The organism is Pseudomonas sp. XS1P51, assembly GCF_054897845.1.
In genome coordinates, this window is the sequence record NZ_CM142707.1 from 3291027 (window position 1) to 3313360 (window position 22334).

A 22334-nucleotide genomic window follows, 5' to 3' on the forward strand; every position below is an offset into this window, starting at 1 on the left:
CCTGTGGGAGCGAGCCTGCTCGCGATGAAGGAAGTTCAGCCGCCGATAATCTTCATGATGGTCGCGCCACCGGAGAACGCCACTTCCTGCTTGTCGCCCAACGCTTTCACCAGGAGTCGCTGCAACGCCGGCAGCGCCTGATGGCGAGGCTTGTCCAGCAGATCGCCGACATAGTGGCGGTTGCTCGACGACAGGCAGCCATGCAACCAGCCAGTGGACGACAGACGCAGCCGTGAGCAGGTGCGACAGAACGGAACGCTTTCGTTGGCGATCACGCCGAAATGGCCTAGCCCCGGAATCTCATAGCGCACCGCCGTCGCGTCGACTGGCGCATCGGCCTGAAGATACTCGTAGCGCTCGCCGATCAGGCTCAGCAACTGCTGAAGGCTGACGAACTGCTGCAAGAAGGCGTTGGAATCGGCGGCCAGGTGGCCCATGCGCATCAGCTCGATGAAACGCAACTCATAGCCGCGCTCCAGGCAGTAATCGAGCAACGGCATCACCTGATCCAGGTTCTGCCCGCGCAATGGCACCATGTTGACCTTGATCTTCAGGCCGGCGGCGCTTGCCTGATCCATGCCGTCGAGCACAGTCGCCAGATCGCCGCCTCGGGCAATGCTGCGGAACGCACTGGCATCCAGGGTATCGAGGGAAACGTTGATGCGCCGGATTCCGGCGTCCACCAGCAGCGGCAGCTTCTTCGCCAGCAACTGACCGTTGGTGGTCAGGCTGATGTCATCCAGGCCCATCTGCCCGACGGCGGTCATGAAGGTTTCGAGTTTTGGACTGACCAGCGGCTCACCGCCGGTAATGCGCAAACGCTCGATGCCTGCGGCTTCGATCAGGTAGGCAACGCCGCGTGCCATCGCTTCGGCCGACAATTCATCCTGCGCAGCGACCAGCCGCTTGCCATTAGGCACGCAGTAGGTACACGCGTAATTGCAGGCTGAGGTCAGACTGATTCGCAGATTACGAAAACGCCTGCCTTGACGGTCAACGATCATGGATCACTCCGGCGAAAGGAAATCGGACGCGTAAAACTTGACCCAGAAATCAAGTTTTAGCAAGTCCTATGCCTGAGTATATTCCTGCGGTACTCGCCATGGTGTGAATATCATGGCGCAATCAGGCAGCCGAATGGTTCAGCTGCTCGGGGTGTCGGTATCGCGCTTGCGCTTGTTGCCCATGCGCACACCGATGTCCATCAGGAACTGGAAGAAACCTTCCTGATCTTCCAGCACATTGCTCCAGAACGGCGAGTGATACAGCGCCACTGCGCCATGCACCAGCGCCCAGGATGCGCAGTAATGGAAATAAGGCGGCACGTCTTCGAGCTTGCCTTCGCTGATCCGGCCCTTGATCAGCAGGGTCAGGCGTTCGAAGTTCGACGCGCGGATCTTGTGCAGTTCCTCGATCATCTCCGGCACCTGGTTGCCCTTGACCACCTTTTCTTCCAGGCGGTCGAACAACCGATAGCGCTGCGGGTCGCGCATGCGGAATTCGAAGTAGGCCCGGGACAGCGCTTCCTTGTCCTTGTCGACATCGGCCGAATGCAACAGCTCGTTCAAATCACGCTCGTAATCGAGCATCAGGCGCAGATAGATTTCCGCCTTGGACTTGAAGTGCTTGTAGATCGTGCCTTTGCCGATACCTACAGCATCAGCAATCATCTCGACGGTGACACTGTCTTCACCTTGGTCGAGGAACAGCTTGAGCGCGGTATCGAGAATTTCTTGCTCGCGGCGACGAAACTCACGGACCTTACGAGGTTCTTTATGCATAAGAAAAGGTCTGTAGGGGTCAAAATTCGAAGCCGCGTATTATGCCTAACTTGCGCAAAAATGCACGGATCATCCGACCATATCTGTGTTTCTTGATGATTTCACGCAGGGTCGCCCGTTGATGAGAACTCTTCCGAAGCGCCCGTATTCCAAAATTGTTTAAAAACCGGGTCCGGTAAACTGGACTCGGCGCAATACTGATCAATACTTCAACTGTCGGCGAGGCATCTCCCCCAAGTGTCGCGCCGATATTGGTACCAACGGACCGCGTACCATTGTTTTACTCCTAATGGTCTTAACCCGGATTCACCCCCCAGAACCCGGGTTTTTTTTGCCTGCGATTTAACCTTTCACATGTGCCAACGGAAACAGCCGCTTGAAATTCCCGGTCGTCTGTTCGGCAAACCGCTCGTAGGATTCTCCCCGCAACATCGCCAGAAACTCTGCCACTTCCCGCACATACTGCGGCAGGTTCGGCTTGCCCCGATGCGGGATCGGCGCCAGGTACGGTGAGTCGGTTTCCACCAGCAAACGATCAGCGGGCACTTTACTGGCCACGTCGCGCAAAGCGTCGGCATTGCGGAAAGTGACAATCCCGGAGAGGGAAATGTAATAGCCCATGTCCAGCGCCGCTTTAGCCATGTCCCAATCTTCGGTGAAGCAATGCAGGACGCCCGCCTGGGGCAGCGCCGCTTCGCGCAGCAGATTCAAGGTGTCGGCGCGGGCGCCACGGGTGTGGATGATCACCGGTTTACCGGTTTGCTGCGCCGCTTGCAGGTGCAGACGAAACGACGCCTGCTGCAACTCTGCCGCTTCCGGTTCGTAGTGATAATCCAGGCCGGTTTCACCGATCGCCACCACACGCGGGTGATTGAGCTCCTGCAGCAGCCAATCCAGCGCTGGCGCAGCGCCTGGCTGCACATCCAGCGGATGCACGCCGACCGAACAGTCGACATCGTCGTAACGCTCGGCCAGGGCTTTGACATCGGCGGCGTTGTCGACGCTGACGCCGATGCACAGAAAGTGCCCTACCCCGCGCTGACGGGCCGCGTCGAGCGCGGCATCCAGGGAGCCGTCATGAGCGGCGAGGTCAAGGCGATCAAGGTGACAATGGGAATCTACGAGCATAAAAGGGCTGCAACTTACATCGTATGGGTGGGACGGTCGGACTTGAGGGCTCCGGCCAGATGGGTTTCGATTCGACTGCTGATGCTCAGAGTCTAGGCTCAACCGGTCACTTCTGGGTAGGCAAAGACGCCCATTGCACCAGCAACGCTTCAAGCAACAGCGCCGGGTTCAGGTTGGCTTTGCTCATGACTTTCTGACGCTGAGCAAGGATCCAGTCCTGAATACTGAGTACTTTGTCCTGCGCAGACTTCTGCGCCAGGTATTGAATAACTTTACGCATGTCCGTCAGGCCCAGCCCTTCTTCATCCTGCGTCAACTGATAACGCAGGATCAGGCTCGACCAGTCGCAGAACCAGTCGAACAACAGCAATTGAGGTACGGTTTTCCACTCTTCGGCAAGTTGGGTCGGCGATTGCTGTTGCTTGAGCAACTTCTTCACGCCATCGACCACCAGCGCCCGCTGTTCGCGTACGCCCTGGGCCTGCAATTTGATCGCGGCCAACGGCGAACCGGCGGCCAGGGTCAGCAATTCGATGCGCTCTTCCGGCGAGCAGTCCGGCAAGGCCTTTGCCAACCACGCCAGACTCATCGCCTCGCTCGGCAGCGGACAGGCCTGCTGTTGGCAGCGGCTCTTGATGGTCGGCAACAGGCGACTGGTCTGGTGACTGACCAGCAGCAATACAGTATCGCCGGACGGCTCTTCAAGACTCTTGAGCAAGGCGTTGGCGGCGTTGACGTTCATTGACTCCGCCGGCTCGATCAACACCACTTTGCGCCCGCCCATTTGCGCGGTCTGGACCACGAAGCTGACGAGATCGCGAACCTGATCGACCTTGATCGCCTTGTCGGCTTCTTCCGGTTCCAGGATGTAGTTGTCGGGGTGACTGCCGGCCTTGAGCAGCAGGCAGGATTTGCACTCACCGCAGGCGTCCTGCACGGTCGGGCGCTGACACAGCAAACTGGCCATGAGGCGCTCGGCCAGCGCACGCTTGCCGATTCCGGCCGGGCCATGCAGCAGATAGGCGTGAGCATGTTGCTTGCGCCCGGCCAACTGCTGCCAGAGGTCGTCCTGCCACGGATAGGCTTCAGCCACGGGTCAACTCCAGCAGACGCGGCACCAGGGCGTCCAGAGACTGCTGAACCTGCGCCAGCGGCTGGGCGGCATCGACCAGCACATAACGCGCCGGATCGGCTTCAGCGCGCTTGAGGAACGCACTGCGCACCGCATCAAAAAAGGTTCGGCCTTCGAGTTCGAAACGATCCAGGCGACCACGAGCGCTGGCGCGGGCCAGGCCCACTTCCACCGGTAGATCGAAGATCAGCGTCAGGTCCGGACGCAGGTCGCCCTGGACAAAGGTTTCCAGCGTCGCAATGCGCTCCAGCGACAAACCGCGACCACCGCCCTGATAGGCGTAGGTCGAATCGGTAAAGCGATCACACAACACCACGGCGCCACGGTCCAGCGCCGGGCGAATGACCTCGGCCAGATGCTGGGCCCGCGCAGCGAAGACCAGCAGCAACTCGGTGTCGGGGTTCATGGCTTCGTCGACCGGTGCCAACAGCACCTCGCGAATTCGCTCGGCCAAAGGCGTACCACCCGGCTCACGGGTCAGCACCACCTCGATACCTGCGGCGCGCAGGCGCTCGGCCAGGTATTCGCGGTTGGTGCTCTTGCCGGCGCCTTCCGGGCCTTCCAGGGTAATAAACAAGCCAGTCACAGGCAGTCCTTAGTCAGAGTCATTGCGGCGTGGTTGCATCCGGCTCGGGCGCAGGTGCAGCAGCGGGTTCTTGTGCCGGCTCCTCGGCAGGCGCTTGCGGCTCTGCTGGCGACACCTGCGCAGGTTCTTGCACCGGCACTTGCGGCAAAGCCTCAGGGGCGATGTTGGGCGAAGCAGCCGGAATCGGCGCCTGCTCATCCGTGGCCTCCGGCGCGGTGGCCGGTACCGGGCTGGATCGGTAATCGGCGCGGCGCTTGAGCTGGAATTCACGCACCGCGTTGTTGTGCGCGTCCAGGTCATCGGAGAACACATGGCTGCCATCGCCACGAGCAACGAAATAGAGGCTGTTACCAGCCACAGGGTTCAGCGCTGCATGGATCGCTTCGCGGCCGACCATGGCAATCGGAGTTGGAGGCAGGCCCGAGATTACATAGGTGTTGTACGGGGTCGCTTCTTTCAGATGGGCGCGGGTCAACTTGCCGTTATAACGATCACCGAGGCCATAGATGACAGTCGGATCGGTCTGCAACAGCATGCCCATTTCCATACGCCGCACGAAGACGCCAGCGATCTGCCCGCGCTCCTGTGGCACACCGGTTTCCTTTTCCACCAACGAGGCCATGATCAGCGCCTGATAGGGTTCGGTATACGGCACATCAGCGGAGCGCTGACTCCACTCTTTGGCGAGGACTTCGTCGAGACGCTCGTAGGCTTTCTTCAGCAGCTCGACATCGGTCATGCCACGCACGAAGCGGTACGTGTCGGGGAAGAAACGGCCTTCCGGAAAAACCCCGCCGTGACCGATTTTCTCCATCACCTGGGTATCGCTCAAACCGTCGATGGTTTGCTCAAGTTTTTCGTCCTTGGCCAAGGCCGCGCGAACCTGATGGAAAGTCCAGCCCTCGACCAGGGTCAGGCTGTACTGAACCATTTCCCCACGCTTCCACAGATCAATCAGCCCTTCGACAGTCATGCCGGGCTGCATGCGGTATTCGCCCTTGTGCAATGGTTGTCGGGCGAGATTGAAGCGCCAGTAAACGCGCAGCCAGAAGGCGTCCTTGATGACGCCATCGGCTTCGAGTCGATAGAAGGTGCGGGTCGGCGTAGTGCCTTTGGGCACTTCCAGCAGTTCTTCCTGGGTGATATTCAGCGGCTGTTCCAGCGCCGAATGGATTTTCCAGGCCGAAGCGCCCAAACACAGCCCCGCCAGAACCAATCCGGTTTCCAGCAGCAGCAAGAATTTACGTCTCACGTATCAAGCATCCAGTAGCGCGCGGGCAATGGTTTGGAGTTTACGGGTGAGCGGCCCAACCGGCCAGCTCAGTGCTGCATAGGCGCGCACCGGCCAAACGCCATACACGCTGTTGCAGACGAAGACTTCATCAGCCCATTGCAGCTGATCGAGGGTGATGTCGGTAATTTGTGCAGGGATCCCCAATGACGCGGCTTGAAACAATAATTCGGCACGCATCACGCCGGCAACGCCGCAGCGCTTGAGATCGGCGGTGATCAACACGCCATTGCGGATCAGAAACAGATTGCTGAACACGCCTTCAATGACGCGTCCGGCCTGATCGAGCATCAAGCCTTCGGCGTGCTCGGTGTCTTGCCATTCGGACCGCGCAATCACTTGCTCAAGCCGGTTGAGGTGCTTGAGGCCGGCGAGTAGTGGTTGTCTGGAAAGTCGTGTTGCACAGGGGAACAGACGAACGCCCTGCTCCGCATTCGCAGCAGGGTAAACCGCGGGAGGATTACCCAGCAGGATACGTCGAGCCTCAGCCGAGGGATCAGGTGCGTAACCGCGCAGACCGTCACCACGGGTGACGATCAGCTTGAGCACGCCTTCGCCCAACGCTTGGGCATAGGCCAAAAGCTCATCGCACGTCGCACTGTGATCAAGGTTGATTGCCAGCTGCTGACAACCCTTGACCAGGCGCACCAAATGCCGATCCAGCAGCACCGGCGTGCCGTTATGCACGGCAATGGTCTCAAACAGACCATCGCCGTAAGCCAGGCCGCGATCCTTCAGCGACAAAGCGTCAGCCGGCTGACCGTCGACCCAGCAGTCCATCAGTCAGCGAACCGGCGGAACACCAGCGAACCGTTGGTGCCGCCAAAACCGAAGGAGTTGGACAGCACCACATCGATGTCCATGTTGCGCGCAGTGTGCGGCACGAAATCGAGGTCGCAGCCTTCGTCCGGCTCATCGAGGTTGATGGTCGGCGGCGCCACCTGACTGTTGATCGCCAGCACACTGAAGATCGCTTCGACCGCGCCCGCCGCACCCAGCAGGTGACCGGTCATGGACTTGGTCGAACTGATGGCCAGCTTGTAGGCGTGATCGCCGAACACCGACTTGATCGCACAGGCTTCGGCAAGGTCGCCGGCCGAAGTCGAGGTGCCGTGGGCGTTGATGTACTGGACCTGATCGCCATTGATCTTCGCATCGCGCAAGGCATTGGTGATGCAACGCGCAGCCCCCGCGCCGTCAGCCGGTGGCGAAGTCATGTGGTAGGCGTCGCCACTGGTACCGAAACCGATCAGCTCGGCGTAGATGGTCGCGCCGCGAGCCTTGGCGTGCTCCAGCTCTTCCAGAACCAGCGCACCGGCACCATCAGACAGTACGAAGCCATCACGGCCCTTGTCCCATGGACGGCTAGCGCGGGTCGGTTCGTCGTTGCGGGTCGACAGCGCGCGGGAAGCACCGAAGCCACCCATGCCCAGACCGCAAGCAGCCATCTCGGCGCCGCCGGCAATCATCACGTCGGCTTCGTCGTACATGATGTTGCGGGCTGCCATGCCGATGCAGTGCGTACCGGTGGTGCATGCCGTAGCGATGGCGTAGTTAGGCCCCTGTGCACCCAAGTGGATGGACAGGAAACCGGAAATCATATTGATGATCGAGCCAGGCACGAAAAACGGAGAAATCCGCCTTGGGCCGGAATCATGCAGCGTTCGGCTGGTTTCTTCGATATTGGTCAGACCGCCAATACCCGACCCCATGGCCACGCCAATGCGCTCACGGTTGGCGTCGGTGACTTCAAGGCCTGCGTTGCGCACAGCCTGAAAACCTGCGGCCAGACCGTACTGAATGAACAGGTCGAGCTTGCGAGCTTCCTTGACCGACAGGTATTCCTCGACATTGAAGCCCTTTACCGAGCCGCCAAAACGGGTGGAATAGGCAGAAAGGTCGGTGTGTTCGATCAGACCAATGCCACTGCGGCCAGCCAGAATGCCCTGCCAACTGCTCGGCACATCCGTGCCCAGTGGCGACAACATACCCATACCGGTGACTACGACGCGTCTACGCGACACAGCACTCTCCTTTTTCAAATGACGACTTTGCATCAGGCCTAAAGAAAAAACCGCACGCCATGATGGCAGTGCGGTTTTTCCATGACAGCGAGCAACGATTACAAACTATTACGCCTGGTGGCTAGTAACGTAGTCGATTGCAGCTTGTACAGTAGTGATCTTCTCAGCTTCTTCGTCAGGGATTTCGGTCTCGAATTCCTCTTCCAGAGCCATCACCAGCTCAACGGTGTCAAGGGAGTCGGCACCCAGGTCTTCAACGAAGGAAGCAGTGTTGACCACTTCTTCTTCTTTAACGCCCAGTTGCTCAGCAACGATTTTCTTGACGCGCTCTTCGATGGTGCTCATACCTTGTTTTCACTCCTAATGGACAAATTCAGGCAGCTGGCCAGTGGGTAAGTGTATAGAAAGACTTTTCAGTTTTTCAACTGAAAGCTTCACTCCTCAAACCCTGCAGCCCTCTGCCTATAAATAGATTGCAGCTTTATAACGGATTTTAGACAGCTCGTATGACATTTTTTTGAAGCAATCCGTCACATTTAACTCATGTACATCCCGCCGTTCACCGGGATTGTAGCCCCAGTAACGTAAGCCGCACCGTCGGATGCAAGAAAAGCGACCACAGACGCGATCTCTTGAGCTTGCCCCAGACGGCCCAGCGGAATTTGCGTCTGCAAGGCTTCACGCTGTGCCTCGGGCAGTTCGCGGGTCATGTCGGTGTCGATGAACCCTGGGGCCACCGAGTTTACCGTAATCGAACGCGAACCGACTTCACGTGCCAGTGCACGGCTGAAACCTTCCAGACCGGCCTTGGCCGCAGCGTAGTTTACTTGGCCTGCGTTGCCCATGGCACCCACAACCGAGCCAATACTGATAATTCGTCCCCAACGGGCTTTGGTCATGCCGCGCAAAACGCCCTTGGACAGGCGGAACAGACTGTTCAGATTGGTATCGACAACGTCATGCCACTCGTCGTCTTTCATGCGCATCATCAGATTATCGCGGGTGATACCGGCATTGTTGACCAGGATCGCCGGCGCACCGAACTGCTCCTGGATGCTCGCCAGCACGGCCGCGACGGATTCGTCGCTGGTGACATTGAGCTCCAGGCCAGTGCCTTGAATACCGTTTTCCTTCAGGGTAGCGGCAATACGCTCGGCACCCGAGGCGGACGTCGCGGTGCCCACAACAATGGCGCCCTGACGACCCAGTTCCAGGGCGATGGCCTGGCCGATACCACGGCTCGCACCGGTAACCAGTGCAACTTTACCTTGCAGACTCATGCAAGTTTCTCCTGATTCAGGCCAGCGCTGCACGGGCGGCAGCGAAAGCGTCTGGGGTATTGAGGTTGGAGGTCGATACGCCTTCGGCGCAGCGTTTGTTCAGACCGGCCAGCACTTTGCCAGGGCCGCACTCGACCAGTTGGGTCGCGCCTTTTGCAGCCAGCGCCTGGACCGATTCGACCCAACGCACAGGCTTGTAGAGCTGTTCAAGCAGATCGCGCTTGAGAGTTTCCAGATCGGCCGGCACCGCGGCACTGACGTTCTGCACCACAGGAATCTGCGGTGCCTGCCAGTCGATCGCAGCGATCGACTCGGCGAAACGTTCGGCCGCCGGACGCATCAGCTCGCAGTGGGACGGCACGCTGACCGGCAACGGCATGGCGCGCTTGGCACCACGGGCCTTGCAGCCTTCGATGGCGCGCTCGACCGCTGCCTTGGCACCGGCGATGACCACCTGGCCAGGGGAGTTGAAGTTGACCGCGCTGACCACTTCACCTTGCGCCGCTTCGGCGCAGGCTGCCAGCACATCGGCATCGTCCAGACCGAGGATCGCGGCCATGCCGCCCTGCCCGGCCGGAACGGCTTCCTGCATCAACTGACCGCGACGCTCAACCAGCTTGACCGCATCGCCCAGGCCCAGACTGCCTGCAGCCACCAGGGCGCTGTATTCGCCCAGGCTGTGACCGGCAACATAAGCCGGGCGCGCCCCGCCCTCAGCCAGCCACAGGCGCCACAAGGCGATCGAGGCAGTCAGAATGGCCGGCTGGGTTTTATCGGTCTGATTGAGTTGCTCTTCCGGCCCCTGCTGGGTCAGTGCCCACAGGTCGTAACCCAGAGCATCGGAAGCTTCTTTGAATGTTTCGAGGACTACCGGATGTTGCGCGCCCAACTCGGCCAGCATGCCGAGGGACTGCGAACCCTGTCCTGGAAAGACGAATGCGAGGGAAGCAGACATGTAACGAGCCCCTAATGATCTTGTCGTCGGAGAATTGACGTCCCGCCTGGGGGACGCAAGAAACTGACAGTTGGATGGCCAATTGAACTGAGCGGTCACATTTAAGCATTGTCCGACGAAAACGCCTAAAGCAACAAATCCTCCAGACGACCGTGAATGCGTTCTGGCAGGTTTTCCTGAATCTCGATCAGGGCACGGGAAATTGCACTCTGGAAACCCTGAACCCCAGCCGAGCCGTGGCTCTTCACCACAATCCCCTGCAAACCGAGAAAGCTTGCGCCGTTATGCCGCGCAGGCGCCAGATCAGCTTGCAGGCGCTTCATCAGCGGCAACGCCAGCGCGCCAACCATGCGCGAGGTGATACTTTTCTTGAACAAGGCTTCGATGCGCCCGGCAATCATGGTCGCCAGGCCTTCGCTGGACTTGAGCAGGATGTTGCCGACGAAACCGTCACACACCACCACATCCGCCTCGCCACGGTACAAACCGTCACCTTCGACAAAACCGATGTAGTTGATGCCACGGGCGCTCTGCAACAGGGTGGCCGCCAGCTTGACCTGCTGATTGCCCTTGATGTCTTCGGTACCGATGTTCAGCAACGCGACCCGCGGACGAACGATGCCCAGGGTTTCCGCCGCCACCGACCCCATCACCGCAAACTGCAACAGATGCTCGGCGCTGCAATCGACATTGGCACCCAGGTCGAGCAACTGGCAGTAACCCTTCTGCGTCGGAATCGCCGCCACCATGGCCGGCCGGTCAATGCCCGGCAAGGTCTTGAGCACAAACCGCGACAACGCCATCAGCGCACCGGTATTGCCGGCACTGACACAGGCCTGGACCTTGCCGTCTCGCAGCAACTCGAGCGCCACCCGCATCGACGAATCAGGCTTGCCACGCAAGGCCTGGGCCGGCTTTTCGTCCATGGTGATGACTTCGGATGCCGGAGCAATCGACAGGCGCGAGCGATCCACAGCCGATTGGCCTGCGATCAATTCTTCAAGAAGGGAGGGTTGACCGACGAGGGTCAGGTGCAGCGAGGGCGTAGCATTCAGACAAGCAAGGCTGGCCTGAACAATGCTGCGGGGACCGAAGTCCCCGCCCATTGCGTCAATCGCGATGACTTGAGCGGACAAGGATTACTCGTCAGCGCCCTTGTCGATCACTTTACGACCACGGTACACGCCTTCTGGCGATACGTGGTGACGCAGGTGAACTTCACCGGTGGTTTTTTCTACAGACAGGGTGCTAGCCTCGAGAGCGTCGTGCGAACGACGCATGTCACGGGCAGAGCGGGATTTTTTGTTCTGCTGAACAGCCATAATTGATTAACTCCTAAACGTTTGGGTCACGCTTTAACTGCGCCAATACACTGAACGGGTTGGACCGCGTTACCTCGTCCTCGCTCGGTTCGGGCTCATAGAGACCCGCCGGCTGCTGGCATTCTTCCGGATGATGAGCAGGCACAATGGGCAAGGCGAGCAGAAGCTCCTCCTCGATCAGTGACTGCAGATCCAAAGGATCTTCGCCCAGTTCCAGCACGTCATAACCTTTCGGCAACGACTGGGTATTCGCACCCTCCTTCACCACAGCATAACTGCATTCGCTATGGATCGGCAGGGTGACCAGCTCAAGACAACGCTGGCAAACCATTTTGACTTCGGTGTCGATAAAGCTGTGGATTACCACAGACTTACGTTCATCTCGTTCAAAAACGAATTTAGCCTGCACCGTACCGACAGTATCGGAAAGCGGGTCGCAGAGTCTCTCCAAATCGGCCAGCAGCAGTTCACCTTGAAGGGTGGTGCCACGGTCAGCCAATTTGCGCGGGTCAACGTGAGGTGGAATCGGGTCATTCAACATAGGCGCAGCATTATAGGGATGCCCCCGGCCATGTCAAAGGAAATTCAGCCCTGTCCGTCACTTGCAAGCCTCCGCTAGAATTCGCCCCTGCCCTTTGGAGATGCGCATGCTGCCTTTATTACTCGCTTCAAGCTCGCCCTATCGCCGGGAATTGCTGGCCCGCTTGCAGCTGCCGTTCATCTGCAGCTCGCCGGATATCGATGAAAGCCATCGTCCGGGCGAGTCCGCCATCGATCTGGTAAAGCGCCTCGCCGAAGAAAAAGCCCGCGCATTGGCCGGCAGCCACTGCGCTCATCTGATTATCGGCTCCGATCAGGTCGCGATACTCGGCGAGCAGATCATCGGCAAGCCTCACACCTTCGAAAAGGCCCGCGGGCAGTTGCTGGCGGCAAGCGGTGCCAGCGTGACCTTCCTCACCGGCCTGGCCTTGCTCAACAGCCAGACTGGCGACTGCCAGGTCGATTGCGTGCCATTCACCGTGAACATGCGCACACTCGACACCGCACGCATTGAACGCTACCTGCACGCCGAACAGCCCTACGACTGCGCTGGCAGCTTCAAGGCCGAAGGTTTGGGGGTGAGCCTGTTTCAAAGCACCGAAGGCCCTGACGCCACCAGCCTGATCGGCCTGCCGCTGATTCGCCTGGTGGACATGCTGCTGGCCGAGGCCGTGCAAATCCCCTGAAAAGCAAAAGATCGCAGCCTTCGGCAGCTCCTACGCGGGATCTCGCATACCTGTAGGAGCTGTCGAAGGCTGCGATCTTTTGACTCTAAAAAACCGGCCACTTGGGCGCCACTTGGGCCGGTTTTTTATACCGCAGGAGAATCAGCGCAACGACGGACCGTGAAAACCCATCCACATCGCCAACTGCTCAGCCACGCTGGCACCCAGCTTTTTCGAGAAGCGATCAAATGGCGATTCCTGAACGGTAAAGTCCACCAGCTCTTTCTCGCCGATCACATCACGCGCCACCGAACTGGCGTTACCCAGACCATCGATCAAGCCCAGCGGCAGTGCCTGCTCGCCAGACCAGACCAGCCCGGAGAACAGCTCCGGATGCTCTTTGTCCTTGAGGCGATCGCCACGACCCTTTTTCACGCTACTGATGAACTGCTGATGCGTGGTATCGAGCACACCCTGCCAGAACCTGGTTTCTTCAGGCTTCTGCGGCTGGAACGGATCAAGGAACGATTTGTGCTCGCCGGAGGTGTAAGTACGACGTTCCACACCCAGTTTCTCCATGGTGCCGACGAAACCATAGCCGGCCGCCGTCACACCAATGGAGCCCACCAGGCTCGCCTTGTCGGCGTAGATCTGATCCGCAGCACTGGCGATGTAGTACGCACCGGAAGCACCCAGGTCCGAGATCACCGCGTAAACCTTGGTGTCCGGATGCAGGCCGCGCAAACGGCGGATTTCGTCATAGACGTAACCCGACTGCACCGGACTGCCACCCGGGCTGTTGATCCGCAGGATCACACCCTTGACCTTTTCATCCTCGAAAGCCGCACGCAGGCTGCCGACAATGTTGTCAGCGCTGGCCGGCTCCTTGTCGGCGATCATGCCGGTCACGTCGATCAGTGCGGTGTAGTTGGCACTGCGCGTGGCGGCTTTTTCCATGTCCATCAGCGGCGTAAACAGGATCAACGCCCCAATCAGGTACACAAAGGTCAGCGACTTGAAGAAAATCCCCCAGCGACGGGACCGGCGCTGCTCCTGCACACTGGCCAGCAGGGTCTTTTCCAGCAGCTTCCAGCTTTTCTCGTCACCGCTCTCCGCACTCGCCTTGGCGGGTGCTTTCCATTCGTCGGCCATGCCATCTACCCCAGCAAAAATCTATTAAGCCCGCTGACTCAGCCAGGCATGCAATTCTGAAAAACGATCAATCGCCAAGCACGGCTCAAACAGCTTCAGCGCGTCGATCGATTGAGCGCCGTAGCTGACGGCCACCGAATCCATGCCGGCGTTACGCGCCATCAGCAGGTCAAAGGACGAATCGCCAACCATCAACGCCTGCTCTGGACGAACGTCGCAATGAGCGAGGATCTGTTCCAGCATCAGCGGATGGGGCTTGCTGGCCGTTTCGTCGGCGGCACGGGTGATATCGAAATATCCTTCCCAGCCGTGCGCCTTCAGCACCCGATCCAGCCCGCGACGGGCTTTTCCGGTCGCGACAGCCAAATGATAACCCTCGGCGCGAAAGGCCTCCATCGACTCGACAACCCCTTCGAACAACGGCGAAGGCACAGCTTCTGACGCAATGTAGTGATCGGCATAGTGCTGACGAAAATCTACCAGCTCGTCGTCGCCGATTTCCGGATACAGCGTACGAATCGCTTCCGGCAGGCCCAGACCGATGATGCCCTTGACGGCAAAATCATCGCGCAACTGAAATCCGGAGCGCTCGGACGCGACATGCATCGCTTCGACAATCCGACCAATGGAGTCAGCGAGCGTGCCGTCCCAATCGAAAATCAGCAGCTTGTAATCAGATGGGCGCACTCAATCGCTCCACGGTCTTGGCCCACATCTCGTCGACCGGCGCCTGCAACTTCAGCTCACCGCCATCAGGCAGCGGCACAGTCAGCATGTAGGCGTGCAGGAACAGGCGCTTGCCGCCCAGATCGCGAATTTCCTTGCTGAAATCGTCATCGCCGTACTTGGTGTCGCCAGCGATGCAGTGCCCGGCGTGCAGGGTGTGCACGCGGATCTGGTGAGTCCGGCCGGTGATCGGCTTGGCCTCGATCAGGGTGGCAAAGTCGCCGAATCGACGCAGGACCTTGAACACGGTCACAGACTCCTTGCCCTCCTCCTCGTCGACTTCGACCATCCGCTCGCCGGAACGCAGGTTGCTCTTGCCCAGCGACGCACGAACTTGCTTGATCGAGGCCGCCCAGTTGCCGCGGACCAACGCCATGTAGCGCTTGTCGACGCCATCGCCGCGCAATGCCGTGTGCAAGTGACGCAGCATGCTGCGCTTCTTGGCGATCATCAACAGGCCGGAGGTATCACGGTCGAGACGGTGAACCAGTTCGAGCTCCTTGCAATCGGGACGCAACTGACGAAAGGCTTCGATCACGCCGTAACTCAAGCCGCTGCCGCCGTGAACCGCGATGCCAGCAGGCTTGTTGATCACAATCAGCGCTTTGTCTTCGTAGACAATCGAAGCTTCGAGTCGCTGCAGCAGGCCTTGGGCCAGCGGTACCGGCTCGTCGCGCTCAGGCACGCGAACCGGCGGCACGCGCACGATATCGCCCGCCTGCAGCTTGTATTCGGGCTTGATCCGACCTTTGTTCACTCGCACTTCGCCTTTGCGCAAAATGCGGTAAATCAAGGTCTTGGGCACGCCTTTGAGCCGAGCGAGAAGGAAGTTATCAATACGTTGGCCGGCATATTCCGGCGAGACCTCCAGCAGTTGTACGGCTGGGGTCGAAGGGGCAGTAGTCGTCATGGCGCGGATGATAACAATTTTTTATGGAATTGAAGCACTTAATCATTGCTGCTATAGTCGCGAACGCCGCCAAAAGTGGCCTGGACAGCGGACTAACGGTCAAAAACCGGCCCTGACCAACGCAATTCACGAGGACGAGAGGCCGTCCTACGGGGCTTTCGCTACGTAACGGTAGAGTTTGCAGTTGTAACGAGCGCAGGTGACATGAGGCCTGAAGCATGCCGCAAAGCAGAGTTTTCACTCGCCTTGCGAGCAAATATTCACGGCCAGTTCACAAAGTGCAGTCAGCTACGAACGACCCCGAGCGAACGCTTCGGAAACAACGCCTAAATTAGCCATGATGCGTGACCTCCCCTTTCGGAGCTCACGGTAAATGCCAACCCGCTGCGGATTCTGCGCGCGGCAGCACCCGAATTATCAGGGATACGTGTAGGGTGGAGATGCACAACCGCTGGACTGTGTAGCAATAGGCTTTATCAAGACGCTTCATCTCGTCCACAGCCGCCGGTTGATTCCTCCTCCTGACTGAGTGCTTAAGTAGCCACAGCAAGCAGGACGCGTACGTCGCGACGAAGGCCCACATTGGCCGGACATCGCTGGACACGGGAATGGCCAACCACTCCCGACGCACCTGACACCGACCATGAGAAGTCGTGTGTGCCGAACGCCGTTTCCGGCAGCCCGGAAACCGACGGTACTACATGAAAAGAATGCTGATTAACGCAACCCAACCCGAAGAGTTGCGTGTTGCACTGGTAGATGGCCAGCGCCTCTACGACCTGGACATCGAATCCGGTGCACGCGAGCAGAAAAAGGCCAACATCTATAAAGGCCGGATTACTCGCATCGAACCAAGCCTTGAGGCTGCCTTTGTCGATTTCGGCTCTGAGCGCCACGGCTTCCTGCCCCTCAAAGAAATCTCCCGCGAATACTTCAAGAAAGCCCCCGAAGGCCGCGTCAACATCAAGGACGTCCTGAGCGAAGGCCAGGAAGTCATCGTTCAGGTCGAAAAAGAAGAACGTGGCAACAAGGGCGCCGCCCTGACCACCTTCATCAGCCTGGCCGGTCGTTACCTGGTTCTGATGCCGAACAACCCGCGTGCCGGTGGTATCTCCCGCCGCATCGAAGGCGAAGAGCGCAACGAACTGCGTGAAGCCCTGAACGGCCTGGTTGCCCCGGCCGACATGGGTCTGATCGTGCGCACTGCCGGCCTTGGCCGCAGCAGCGAAGAAATGCAGTGGGACCTCGACTATCTGCTGCAACTCTGGACCGCTATCAAAGAAGCCTCGCTGGATCGTTCCGCTCCTTTCCTGATCTACCAGGAAAGCAACGTGATCATCCGTGCCATCCGCGATTACCTGCGCCAGGACATCGGCGAAGTGCTGATCGACAGCGTTGAAGCCCAGGACGAAGCCCTGACCTTCATCCGCCAGGTGATGCCGCAGTACGCCAGCAAGATCAAGCTGTACGAAGACAGCGTTCCGCTGTTCAACCGTTTCCAGATCGAAAGCCAGATCGAGACCGCCTTCCAGCGCGTCGTCGAACTGCCTTCCGGCGGCTCCATCGTTATCGATCCGACCGAAGCCCTGGTGTCCATCGACATCAACTCGGCGCGCGCCACCAAAGGCAGCGACATCGAAGAAACCGCCCTGCAGACCAACCTTGAAGCCGCCGAAGAAATCGCCCGTCAGTTGCGCTTGCGCGACATCGGCGGCCTGATCGTCATCGACTTCATCGACATGACCCCTGCCAAGAACCAGCGCGCCGTGGAAGAGAAAGTCCGCGAATGCCTGGAAGCCGACCGCGCTCGCGTGCAAGTCGGTCGCATCTCGCGCTTCGGCCTGCTGGAAATGTCCCGTCAGCGCCTGCGCCCATCGCTCGGCGAAAGCAGCGGCATCGTTTGCCCGCGTTGCAACGGCACCGGCATCATCCGCGACGTTGAATCGCTGTCGCTGGCGATCCTGCGCCTGATCGAAGAAGAAGCCCTGAAAGACCGCACCGCCGAAGTTCGCGCACAAGTGCCGATTCCGGTCGCAGCCTTCCTGCTCAACGAAAAACGCAATTCGATCACCAAGATCGAACTGCGCACCCGTGCCCGCATCGTCATCTTGCCGAATGATCACCTCGAAACGCCACACTTCGAGGTTCAGCGTCTGCGCGATGACAGCCCGGAAGCCAGCATCAACCAGTCCAGCTACGAAATCGCTGCTGCCGCTGCCGAAGTCGAAGAAGTCCAGCCAGCCGCCGCGACCCGCACCCTGGTTCGCCAGGAAGCCGCGGTCAAGACTGCTCCGGCCCGCGCCAATGCTCCGGTTCCGACCGAAGTCGTCGCCCCGGTTGCCGCTCCGGCCGCAGCGCCTGAGCCTAGCCTGTTCAAAGGCCTGGTGAAGTCACTGGTCAGCCTGTTCGCGACCAAGGAAGAGCCTGCTACTCCGGTCGTGGTTGAAAAACCGGCCTCCGAGCGTCCGGCCCGTAACGAAGAGCGTCGCAATGGTCGCCAGCAGAGCCGCAACCGTAACGGTCGCCGCGATGAAGAGCGCAAGCCTCGCGAGGAACGTGCACCGCGTGAAGAACGCGCACCACGTGAGCCACGCGAAGCCCGCGAAGAAACGCCAGCAGTCGCCCGCGAAGAACGTGCTCCACGTGAAGAACGCGCACCACGCGCCCCTCGTGAAGAACGAGCACCGCGCGCGCCTCGCGAAGACCGCAAGCCACGTGGCGAGCGTGAAGAGCGTCCGGTTCGTGAACTGCGTGAGCCTCTGGATGCCGCTCCGGCCGCCGCTGCTACCGCTGAAGAGCGTCCAGCCCGTCAGCCACGCGAAGAGCGTGCTCCACGTCCACCGCGTGAAGAGCGTCAACCGCGTGCCGAGCAAGCGGCCGCCGCCGTTGCCGAAGAAGAGCTGACCGGTAACGAAGAGCAACTGCAGGAAGACGGTCAGGACAACGCCGAAGGCGATCGTCCACGCCGCCGCTCCCGTGGTCAGCGTCGTCGCAGCAACCGTCGTGAGCGTCAGCGCGATGCCAACGGCAACGTGATCGAAGGTTCGGAAGAATCCGAGTCCGCCGAAGGCGAAGCCACCGACACCCGCGAAGCACCAAGCGCTGCCGATCTGGCCGCCGGCCTGGCTGTTACCGCAGCCGTTGCCAGCACCGTGATCAGCGCTCCAGCCGAAGCACAGGCCAATGAGCAAGCCGAACGCGCCACTGCCGCCACGCTGGAAACTCCAGTGGAAGCGCCAGTCGTTGAAGCGACCACGCCTGTAGAAGCAACCTACGCTCCGGAAATCGAAGTGGCCCCGGTTCAAGAAGCACAGCCTCAAGTTGAAGCTGCCGCCGAACCCGTCGCCTTTACTGAAGCGCCTGCAGTGATTGCAGAGCCGGTTGCTGAAACAGTCGCCGAAACCGTAACCGAAACGGTTCGTGAAGTTCGCGAAGAGCAAACCGCGTTCAACTGGGTTGCCGAGCCAGTCGCTGCCGAAGCGCCAGAAGCTGAAGCCATGGTTTCCGAACCAGTGGTGGCTGCAGCCGAGCCTGCTCCGGTGGTCGAAGCTCCTGCTCCGGTTGTTGCTGAAGTGGTTGCATCGGAAGTCGAAGCCACCCCTGTCAGCGCCCTGACGCCAAGTGGCCGCGCGCCGAACGACCCGCGTGAAGTGCGTCGTCGCAAGCGTGAAGAAGAGCGCCTGCAGAAGGAAGCCGAACTGGCTGCCGCTGCTGCTCCGGTTGAATCGGTTACCGCTTCCGAGCCTGCACCGGTTGTTGCTGAAGTGGTCGAGGCAGCACCTGCTGCCGAACCTGCTGCCCCGACCATCAACGAGAACCTGCGTTCCGTTGAAGAAGTGGTAGAGCAACACCCTGAAGCCCTGGAAAAAGAGCACGAGCCTAAACCCCTTGCCTGATTCCATCGGCTACTAAAAAGCCCCGCCTGATGATCCAGGCGGGGCTTTTTTACGCGTGTAATTTGTCCTGAACCCGGTTTACACCGTCTGCCAGCCCCGCAACTGATTACGAACCGGCAGGTCGCGGATGCGTTTGCCGGTAGCGGCAAAAATCGCGTTGCACAGTGCCGGCGCGATCGGCGGCACGCCCGGCTCACCCACACCGCCCAACGGCACGTTGCCCGGTGGCGTCACCAGATGCACGGCGATTTCCTTCGGTGCCAGGGACATCCGCGCCACTTCGTACATGTGGAAGTTGTCCTGCTGGACCCTGCCGTCCTTGAAGGTGATTTCCCCCAGCACCGCGTTGCCCAGGCCCATCACGCAGGCGCCTTCGAACTGCGAACGGATCCGCTCCGGATTGATCTGCGGGCCGCAATCCACTGCTATATCGGCCTTGTGCACGATCAGCACGCCATCATCTTTGACCTCGACTTCAATAACAGCCGCCACATAGGTGACAAAACAGTAATGCACCGCCAGCCCCAAGCCCCGGCCTTTCGGCATGCCCCGGCCCCAACCGGCGGCCTTGGCGGCGGTTTCAAGTACGGAGCGCATCCGCGCCGTGTCAATCGGGTAACGCTCCGGCGATTCGCCATAGTTCCACTCCTCCCCCAAGGTGCGCGGGTCGATCTCTCGGTCCGGGCCGAGCAAGTTGATCTGGTACTTCAGCGGATCCTGACCGGCCTTGTGCGCCAGTTCATCGACAAAACTCTGAATCGCAAAGCCATGGGGAATGTTCGATACCGAGCGATACCAACCGATTCGGGTGTGCGTCGTCGCTGGCGGGTTTTCCAGGCGCACGTTCGGTATCGCGTACGCCATGTTGCTGAACCCCATACCCAATTCTGCCGCTCCCTGGTGAATGACATTGGGGGTAAACAAGGCGGTCATGCTGGGTGCCACCGTTCGATGCAGCCAACCGGATGGCCGACCATCACTGGCCAGGCTGGCCTTGAGGTATTGCAGCGAGACGGTGTGCAGATAGCCAAAATGGAGATCGTCTTCGCGCGTCCACTGCACACGCACCGCTTTACCAGGCAAGGCCTTGGCCAGAATCGCCGCCTCGATCACGTAATCCGGCTTGGCTTTACGACCGAATCCGCCACCCAGCAAAGTGACATTGACCGTTACGTTCTCAACAGGAATCCCCAACCGCTCGGCAACGGTATCCCGTGCCCTTTGAGGCGACTGAACCGGGGCCCAAATCTCGCAGTGCTCTTCAGTGAAGCGGGCCACAGCGACCATAGGTTCCATCGGTGCGTGTGCCAGATGAGGCATGTAGTAAGTGGCCTGTAGCGTGCTATCGGCACCGGTCATTGCGGCTTCGATCTTGCCGCTGTCACGCACCACTTTACCGGGCAGCAGCGCCGCGGCCTCCAATTGTCGGCGAAAGGACACCGAGTCGTAATCGGCGTTAGGACCATCGTCCCACTCGATCTTCAGCGCATCGCGCCCCTTGAGCGCTGCCCAGGTGTGATGGGCGATGACCGCCACGCCACCCACCGGCTGAAACCCGGACGGCAATGGACGGGCTTCTATTTGCAGGACCTTGATCACACCCGGGACTTGCATTGCAGTGCCGGCGTCAAGGGATTTGACCTTGCCGCCATATACCCGCGGGCGGGCAATGGTAGCGAAAAGCATACCGTCGAAACGCACGTCGGCCCCAAAGGTCGCCTGGCCACGGACAATGTCCGCACCGTCGACGGCAGCGTTCGACTGTTTCCCGATGTAGCGAAACTCGGACGGCTGTTTGAGTTGCAGACTGTCATGGGCCGGCACCGCTAATCTTCCAGCCGCCTCAGCCAGTGCGCCATAACCGAGCTCACGGCCCGTCGGTGAGTGAACGACCGTGTGCAACTGCGCACGACACTCGCTGACCGGGACCTGCCACCGTGCGGCGGCGGCCTGTTCGAGCATTGCACGAGCCGAAGCGCCGCAACGACGCATGGGCTCATACCAATGGCGCATGCTCCGTGAGCCATCCGTATTTTGATTGCCGTAGCGAACCTCATCGCCCGGTGCCTGCCGGACCACGGTTCGCGCCCAGTCAGCCTCAAGTTCGTCGGCGACCACTCGCCCCAGGCTGGTACGTATGCCCTGCCCCATCTCCGAACGGTTGCAGATCACGGTGACCGTTCCATCGGTGGCGATGCTGACATAGACCTTGGGATCATCGATCCAGCCATTGGGCATCGCGTCGGCACCGTACTTCTTGTTTTTTTCCAGGCCCAGGGCATTTTGCCAACCCCAGCTAGCCGCCAGCACCAAGGCCCCGGTGGCGACGGCACCCTTGATAAAACCACGGCGACTGAGATTGTTCAGCGCAAAATCGTGCGGCAACTGACTCATGCCGTGGCCTCTCTCAGGCGATTGGAGACCTGACGAATCGCGGCCTTGATGCGGTTATACGTGCCGCATCGGCATAGGTTGCCAACCATCGCCTCCTCGATCTGCTCGTCGCTGGGGTCTGGATGGCCTTTGAGCAGCGCCGTCGCCGACATGATTTGTCCGCCCTGGCAGAAACCGCACTGGGCGACGGCGGTGTCGAGCCAGGCTTGCTGGACGATTCGCCCGACCGGGTCGGCGTGCAGGCTGTCGATGGTGGTGACGTGCTGGCCGACCACCGCACCGACAGGCGTGATGCAACTGCGCGCCGGAACGCCATCGACATGAAGGGTGCAGGCACCACAGAGGCCCATGCCGCAGCCGAATTTAGTGCCGCTTTCACCCACGACATCGCGGATCGCCCAGAGCAGCGGCATGTCCTCGGTCACGTCGAGTGAATGGTCTTGACCATTGAGTTTCAGGGAAATCATGGGGCGAGTGAACCTTGAACAATGAGTTCGCCCGGATGCTCAAGTTGCACGGTTAACCCGGCATTAACAAAAAAGCCCTGCAACA

21 protein-coding genes are annotated in these 22334 nt (G+C 59.8%); 2 read left to right on the plus strand and 19 right to left on the minus strand.

Annotation, left to right across the window (positions count from 1 at the left end; all coding sequences use genetic code 11):
* Positions 1 to 35: 35 nt before the first annotated feature.
* The 14 genes from ACYZUD_RS15205 to ACYZUD_RS15270 all read right to left on the minus strand — a co-directional run bounded on the left by ACYZUD_RS15205 (position 36) and on the right by ACYZUD_RS15270 (position 12040).
* On the minus strand, positions 36 to 1004 hold the full coding sequence (locus ACYZUD_RS15205) for a GTP 3',8-cyclase MoaA (RefSeq protein ID WP_462024730.1): 969 nt from the start codon (positions 1002 to 1004) through the stop codon (positions 36 to 38).
* 138 nt (positions 1005 to 1142) lie between these two features.
* Complete coding sequence (locus ACYZUD_RS15210; protein WP_008031613.1) at positions 1143 to 1781, minus strand: TetR/AcrR family transcriptional regulator; 639 nt, start codon at positions 1779 to 1781, stop codon at positions 1143 to 1145.
* A gap of 342 nt (positions 1782 to 2123) precedes the next feature.
* Positions 2124 to 2909 carry a TatD family hydrolase gene (locus ACYZUD_RS15215; protein WP_462024731.1) on the minus strand — a complete coding sequence of 262 codons (786 nt, stop codon included), beginning with the start codon at positions 2907 to 2909 and terminating at the stop codon, positions 2124 to 2126.
* 106 nt (positions 2910 to 3015) lie between these two features.
* Positions 3016 to 4002, minus strand: coding sequence for a DNA polymerase III subunit delta' (locus ACYZUD_RS15220; protein ID WP_462024732.1), 987 nt, complete (start codon positions 4000 to 4002; stop codon positions 3016 to 3018).
* Positions 3995 to 4627: a dTMP kinase gene (gene tmk, locus ACYZUD_RS15225; RefSeq protein WP_462024733.1), complete on the minus strand. Its 633-nt coding sequence runs from the start codon at positions 4625 to 4627 to the stop codon at positions 3995 to 3997. The genes ACYZUD_RS15220 and tmk overlap by 8 nt, the downstream gene beginning before the upstream one ends.
* 19 nt (positions 4628 to 4646) lie before the next feature.
* Positions 4647 to 5879 carry an endolytic transglycosylase MltG gene (gene mltG / locus ACYZUD_RS15230; RefSeq protein WP_462024734.1) on the minus strand — a complete coding sequence of 411 codons (1233 nt, stop codon included), beginning with the start codon at positions 5877 to 5879 and terminating at the stop codon, positions 4647 to 4649.
* 3 nt (positions 5880 to 5882) lie between these two features.
* Positions 5883 to 6698, minus strand: coding sequence for an aminodeoxychorismate lyase (gene pabC, locus ACYZUD_RS15235; RefSeq protein WP_462024735.1), 816 nt, complete (start codon positions 6696 to 6698; stop codon positions 5883 to 5885).
* A complete protein-coding gene (gene fabF / locus ACYZUD_RS15240) occupies positions 6698 to 7942 on the minus strand; it encodes a beta-ketoacyl-ACP synthase II (RefSeq protein ID WP_462024736.1) in 1245 nt (414 codons plus the stop codon). The genes pabC and fabF overlap by 1 nt, the downstream gene beginning before the upstream one ends.
* 108 nt (positions 7943 to 8050) lie before the next feature.
* Positions 8051 to 8287 carry an acyl carrier protein gene (gene acpP, locus ACYZUD_RS15245; protein WP_003175607.1) on the minus strand — a complete coding sequence of 79 codons (237 nt, stop codon included), beginning with the start codon at positions 8285 to 8287 and terminating at the stop codon, positions 8051 to 8053.
* Between the two features lie 191 nt (positions 8288 to 8478).
* Positions 8479 to 9222: a 3-oxoacyl-ACP reductase FabG gene (gene fabG, locus ACYZUD_RS15250; protein ID WP_007942004.1), complete on the minus strand. Its 744-nt coding sequence runs from the start codon at positions 9220 to 9222 to the stop codon at positions 8479 to 8481.
* A 16-nt stretch (positions 9223 to 9238) separates the two neighbouring features.
* The gene (gene fabD / locus ACYZUD_RS15255; RefSeq protein WP_462024737.1) at positions 9239 to 10177 is read right to left on the minus strand and encodes an ACP S-malonyltransferase; all 939 of its coding nucleotides are present in this window, start codon (positions 10175 to 10177) and stop codon (positions 9239 to 9241) included.
* 125 nt (positions 10178 to 10302) lie between these two features.
* On the minus strand, positions 10303 to 11313 hold the full coding sequence (plsX, locus tag ACYZUD_RS15260; protein ID WP_462024738.1) for a phosphate acyltransferase PlsX: 1011 nt from the start codon (positions 11311 to 11313) through the stop codon (positions 10303 to 10305).
* A gap of 3 nt (positions 11314 to 11316) precedes the next feature.
* The gene (gene rpmF / locus ACYZUD_RS15265) at positions 11317 to 11499 is read right to left on the minus strand and encodes a 50S ribosomal protein L32 (protein ID WP_003179396.1); all 183 of its coding nucleotides are present in this window, start codon (positions 11497 to 11499) and stop codon (positions 11317 to 11319) included.
* 13 nt (positions 11500 to 11512) lie between these two features.
* The gene (locus tag ACYZUD_RS15270; protein WP_462024739.1) at positions 11513 to 12040 is read right to left on the minus strand and encodes a YceD family protein; all 528 of its coding nucleotides are present in this window, start codon (positions 12038 to 12040) and stop codon (positions 11513 to 11515) included.
* Between the two features lie 106 nt (positions 12041 to 12146).
* On the opposite strand from ACYZUD_RS15270, the gene ACYZUD_RS15275 reads away from it, so the two are divergent.
* Entirely contained in the window at positions 12147 to 12725 is a 579-nt protein-coding gene (locus tag ACYZUD_RS15275; RefSeq protein WP_462024740.1) for a Maf family protein, read from the plus strand.
* A gap of 141 nt (positions 12726 to 12866) precedes the next feature.
* Here the strand turns inward: ACYZUD_RS15275 and sppA are convergent, their stop codons facing one another.
* The 3 genes from sppA to rluC are packed head-to-tail and all read right to left on the minus strand — an operon-like array spanning position 12867 to position 15492.
* Entirely contained in the window at positions 12867 to 13856 is a 990-nt protein-coding gene (gene sppA / locus ACYZUD_RS15280; protein ID WP_462024741.1) for a signal peptide peptidase SppA, read from the minus strand.
* A gap of 24 nt (positions 13857 to 13880) precedes the next feature.
* A complete protein-coding gene (locus tag ACYZUD_RS15285) occupies positions 13881 to 14543 on the minus strand; it encodes an HAD-IA family hydrolase (RefSeq protein WP_462024742.1) in 663 nt (220 codons plus the stop codon).
* Complete coding sequence (gene rluC / locus ACYZUD_RS15290) at positions 14530 to 15492, minus strand: 23S rRNA pseudouridine(955/2504/2580) synthase RluC (protein ID WP_462024743.1); 963 nt, start codon at positions 15490 to 15492, stop codon at positions 14530 to 14532. The genes ACYZUD_RS15285 and rluC overlap by 14 nt, the downstream gene beginning before the upstream one ends.
* Before the next feature lie 701 nt (positions 15493 to 16193).
* On the opposite strand from rluC, the gene rne reads away from it, so the two are divergent.
* On the plus strand, positions 16194 to 19388 hold the full coding sequence (gene rne / locus ACYZUD_RS15295) for a ribonuclease E (RefSeq protein ID WP_462024744.1): 3195 nt from the start codon (positions 16194 to 16196) through the stop codon (positions 19386 to 19388).
* 78 nt (positions 19389 to 19466) lie between these two features.
* Here rne and ACYZUD_RS15300 read toward each other — a convergent pair whose 3' ends face one another.
* Complete coding sequence (locus tag ACYZUD_RS15300; protein ID WP_462024745.1) at positions 19467 to 21782, minus strand: xanthine dehydrogenase family protein molybdopterin-binding subunit; 2316 nt, start codon at positions 21780 to 21782, stop codon at positions 19467 to 19469.
* Positions 21779 to 22249, minus strand: a complete 471-nt coding sequence (locus tag ACYZUD_RS15305; RefSeq protein ID WP_462024746.1) for a (2Fe-2S)-binding protein — start codon at positions 22247 to 22249, stop codon at positions 21779 to 21781. Before ACYZUD_RS15305 ends, ACYZUD_RS15300 begins: the two co-directional genes overlap by 4 nt.
* Positions 22250 to 22334 lie beyond the last annotated feature (85 nt).

Excerpts from the sequence above, each read along its gene's own strand:
- ACYZUD_RS15205 (WP_462024730.1), bottom strand. The coding sequence starts at position 1,004 with ATGATCGTTGACCGTCAAGGCAGGCGTTTTCGTAATCTGCGAATCAGT.
- ACYZUD_RS15210 (WP_008031613.1), bottom strand. The coding sequence starts at position 1,781 with ATGCATAAAGAACCTCGTAAGGTCCGTGAGTTTCGTCGCCGCGAGCAA.
- ACYZUD_RS15215 (WP_462024731.1), bottom strand. The coding sequence starts at position 2,909 with ATGCTCGTAGATTCCCATTGTCACCTTGATCGCCTTGACCTCGCCGCT.
- pabC (WP_462024735.1), bottom strand. The coding sequence starts at position 6,698 with ATGGACTGCTGGGTCGACGGTCAGCCGGCTGACGCTTTGTCGCTGAAG.
- acpP (WP_003175607.1), bottom strand. The coding sequence starts at position 8,287 with ATGAGCACCATCGAAGAGCGCGTCAAGAAAATCGTTGCTGAGCAACTG.
- fabG (WP_007942004.1), bottom strand. The coding sequence starts at position 9,222 with ATGAGTCTGCAAGGTAAAGTTGCACTGGTTACCGGTGCGAGCCGTGGT.
- fabD (WP_462024737.1), bottom strand. The coding sequence starts at position 10,177 with ATGTCTGCTTCCCTCGCATTCGTCTTTCCAGGACAGGGTTCGCAGTCC.
- rpmF (WP_003179396.1), bottom strand. The coding sequence starts at position 11,499 with ATGGCTGTTCAGCAGAACAAAAAATCCCGCTCTGCCCGTGACATGCGT.
- ACYZUD_RS15270 (WP_462024739.1), bottom strand. The coding sequence starts at position 12,040 with ATGTTGAATGACCCGATTCCACCTCACGTTGACCCGCGCAAATTGGCT.
- ACYZUD_RS15275 (WP_462024740.1), top strand. The coding sequence starts at position 12,147 with ATGCTGCCTTTATTACTCGCTTCAAGCTCGCCCTATCGCCGGGAATTG.
- sppA (WP_462024741.1), bottom strand. The coding sequence starts at position 13,856 with ATGGCCGACGAATGGAAAGCACCCGCCAAGGCGAGTGCGGAGAGCGGT.
- rluC (WP_462024743.1), bottom strand. The coding sequence starts at position 15,492 with ATGACGACTACTGCCCCTTCGACCCCAGCCGTACAACTGCTGGAGGTC.
- rne (WP_462024744.1), top strand. The coding sequence starts at position 16,194 with ATGAAAAGAATGCTGATTAACGCAACCCAACCCGAAGAGTTGCGTGTT.
- ACYZUD_RS15300 (WP_462024745.1), bottom strand. The coding sequence starts at position 21,782 with ATGAGTCAGTTGCCGCACGATTTTGCGCTGAACAATCTCAGTCGCCGT.
- ACYZUD_RS15305 (WP_462024746.1), bottom strand. The coding sequence starts at position 22,249 with ATGATTTCCCTGAAACTCAATGGTCAAGACCATTCACTCGACGTGACC.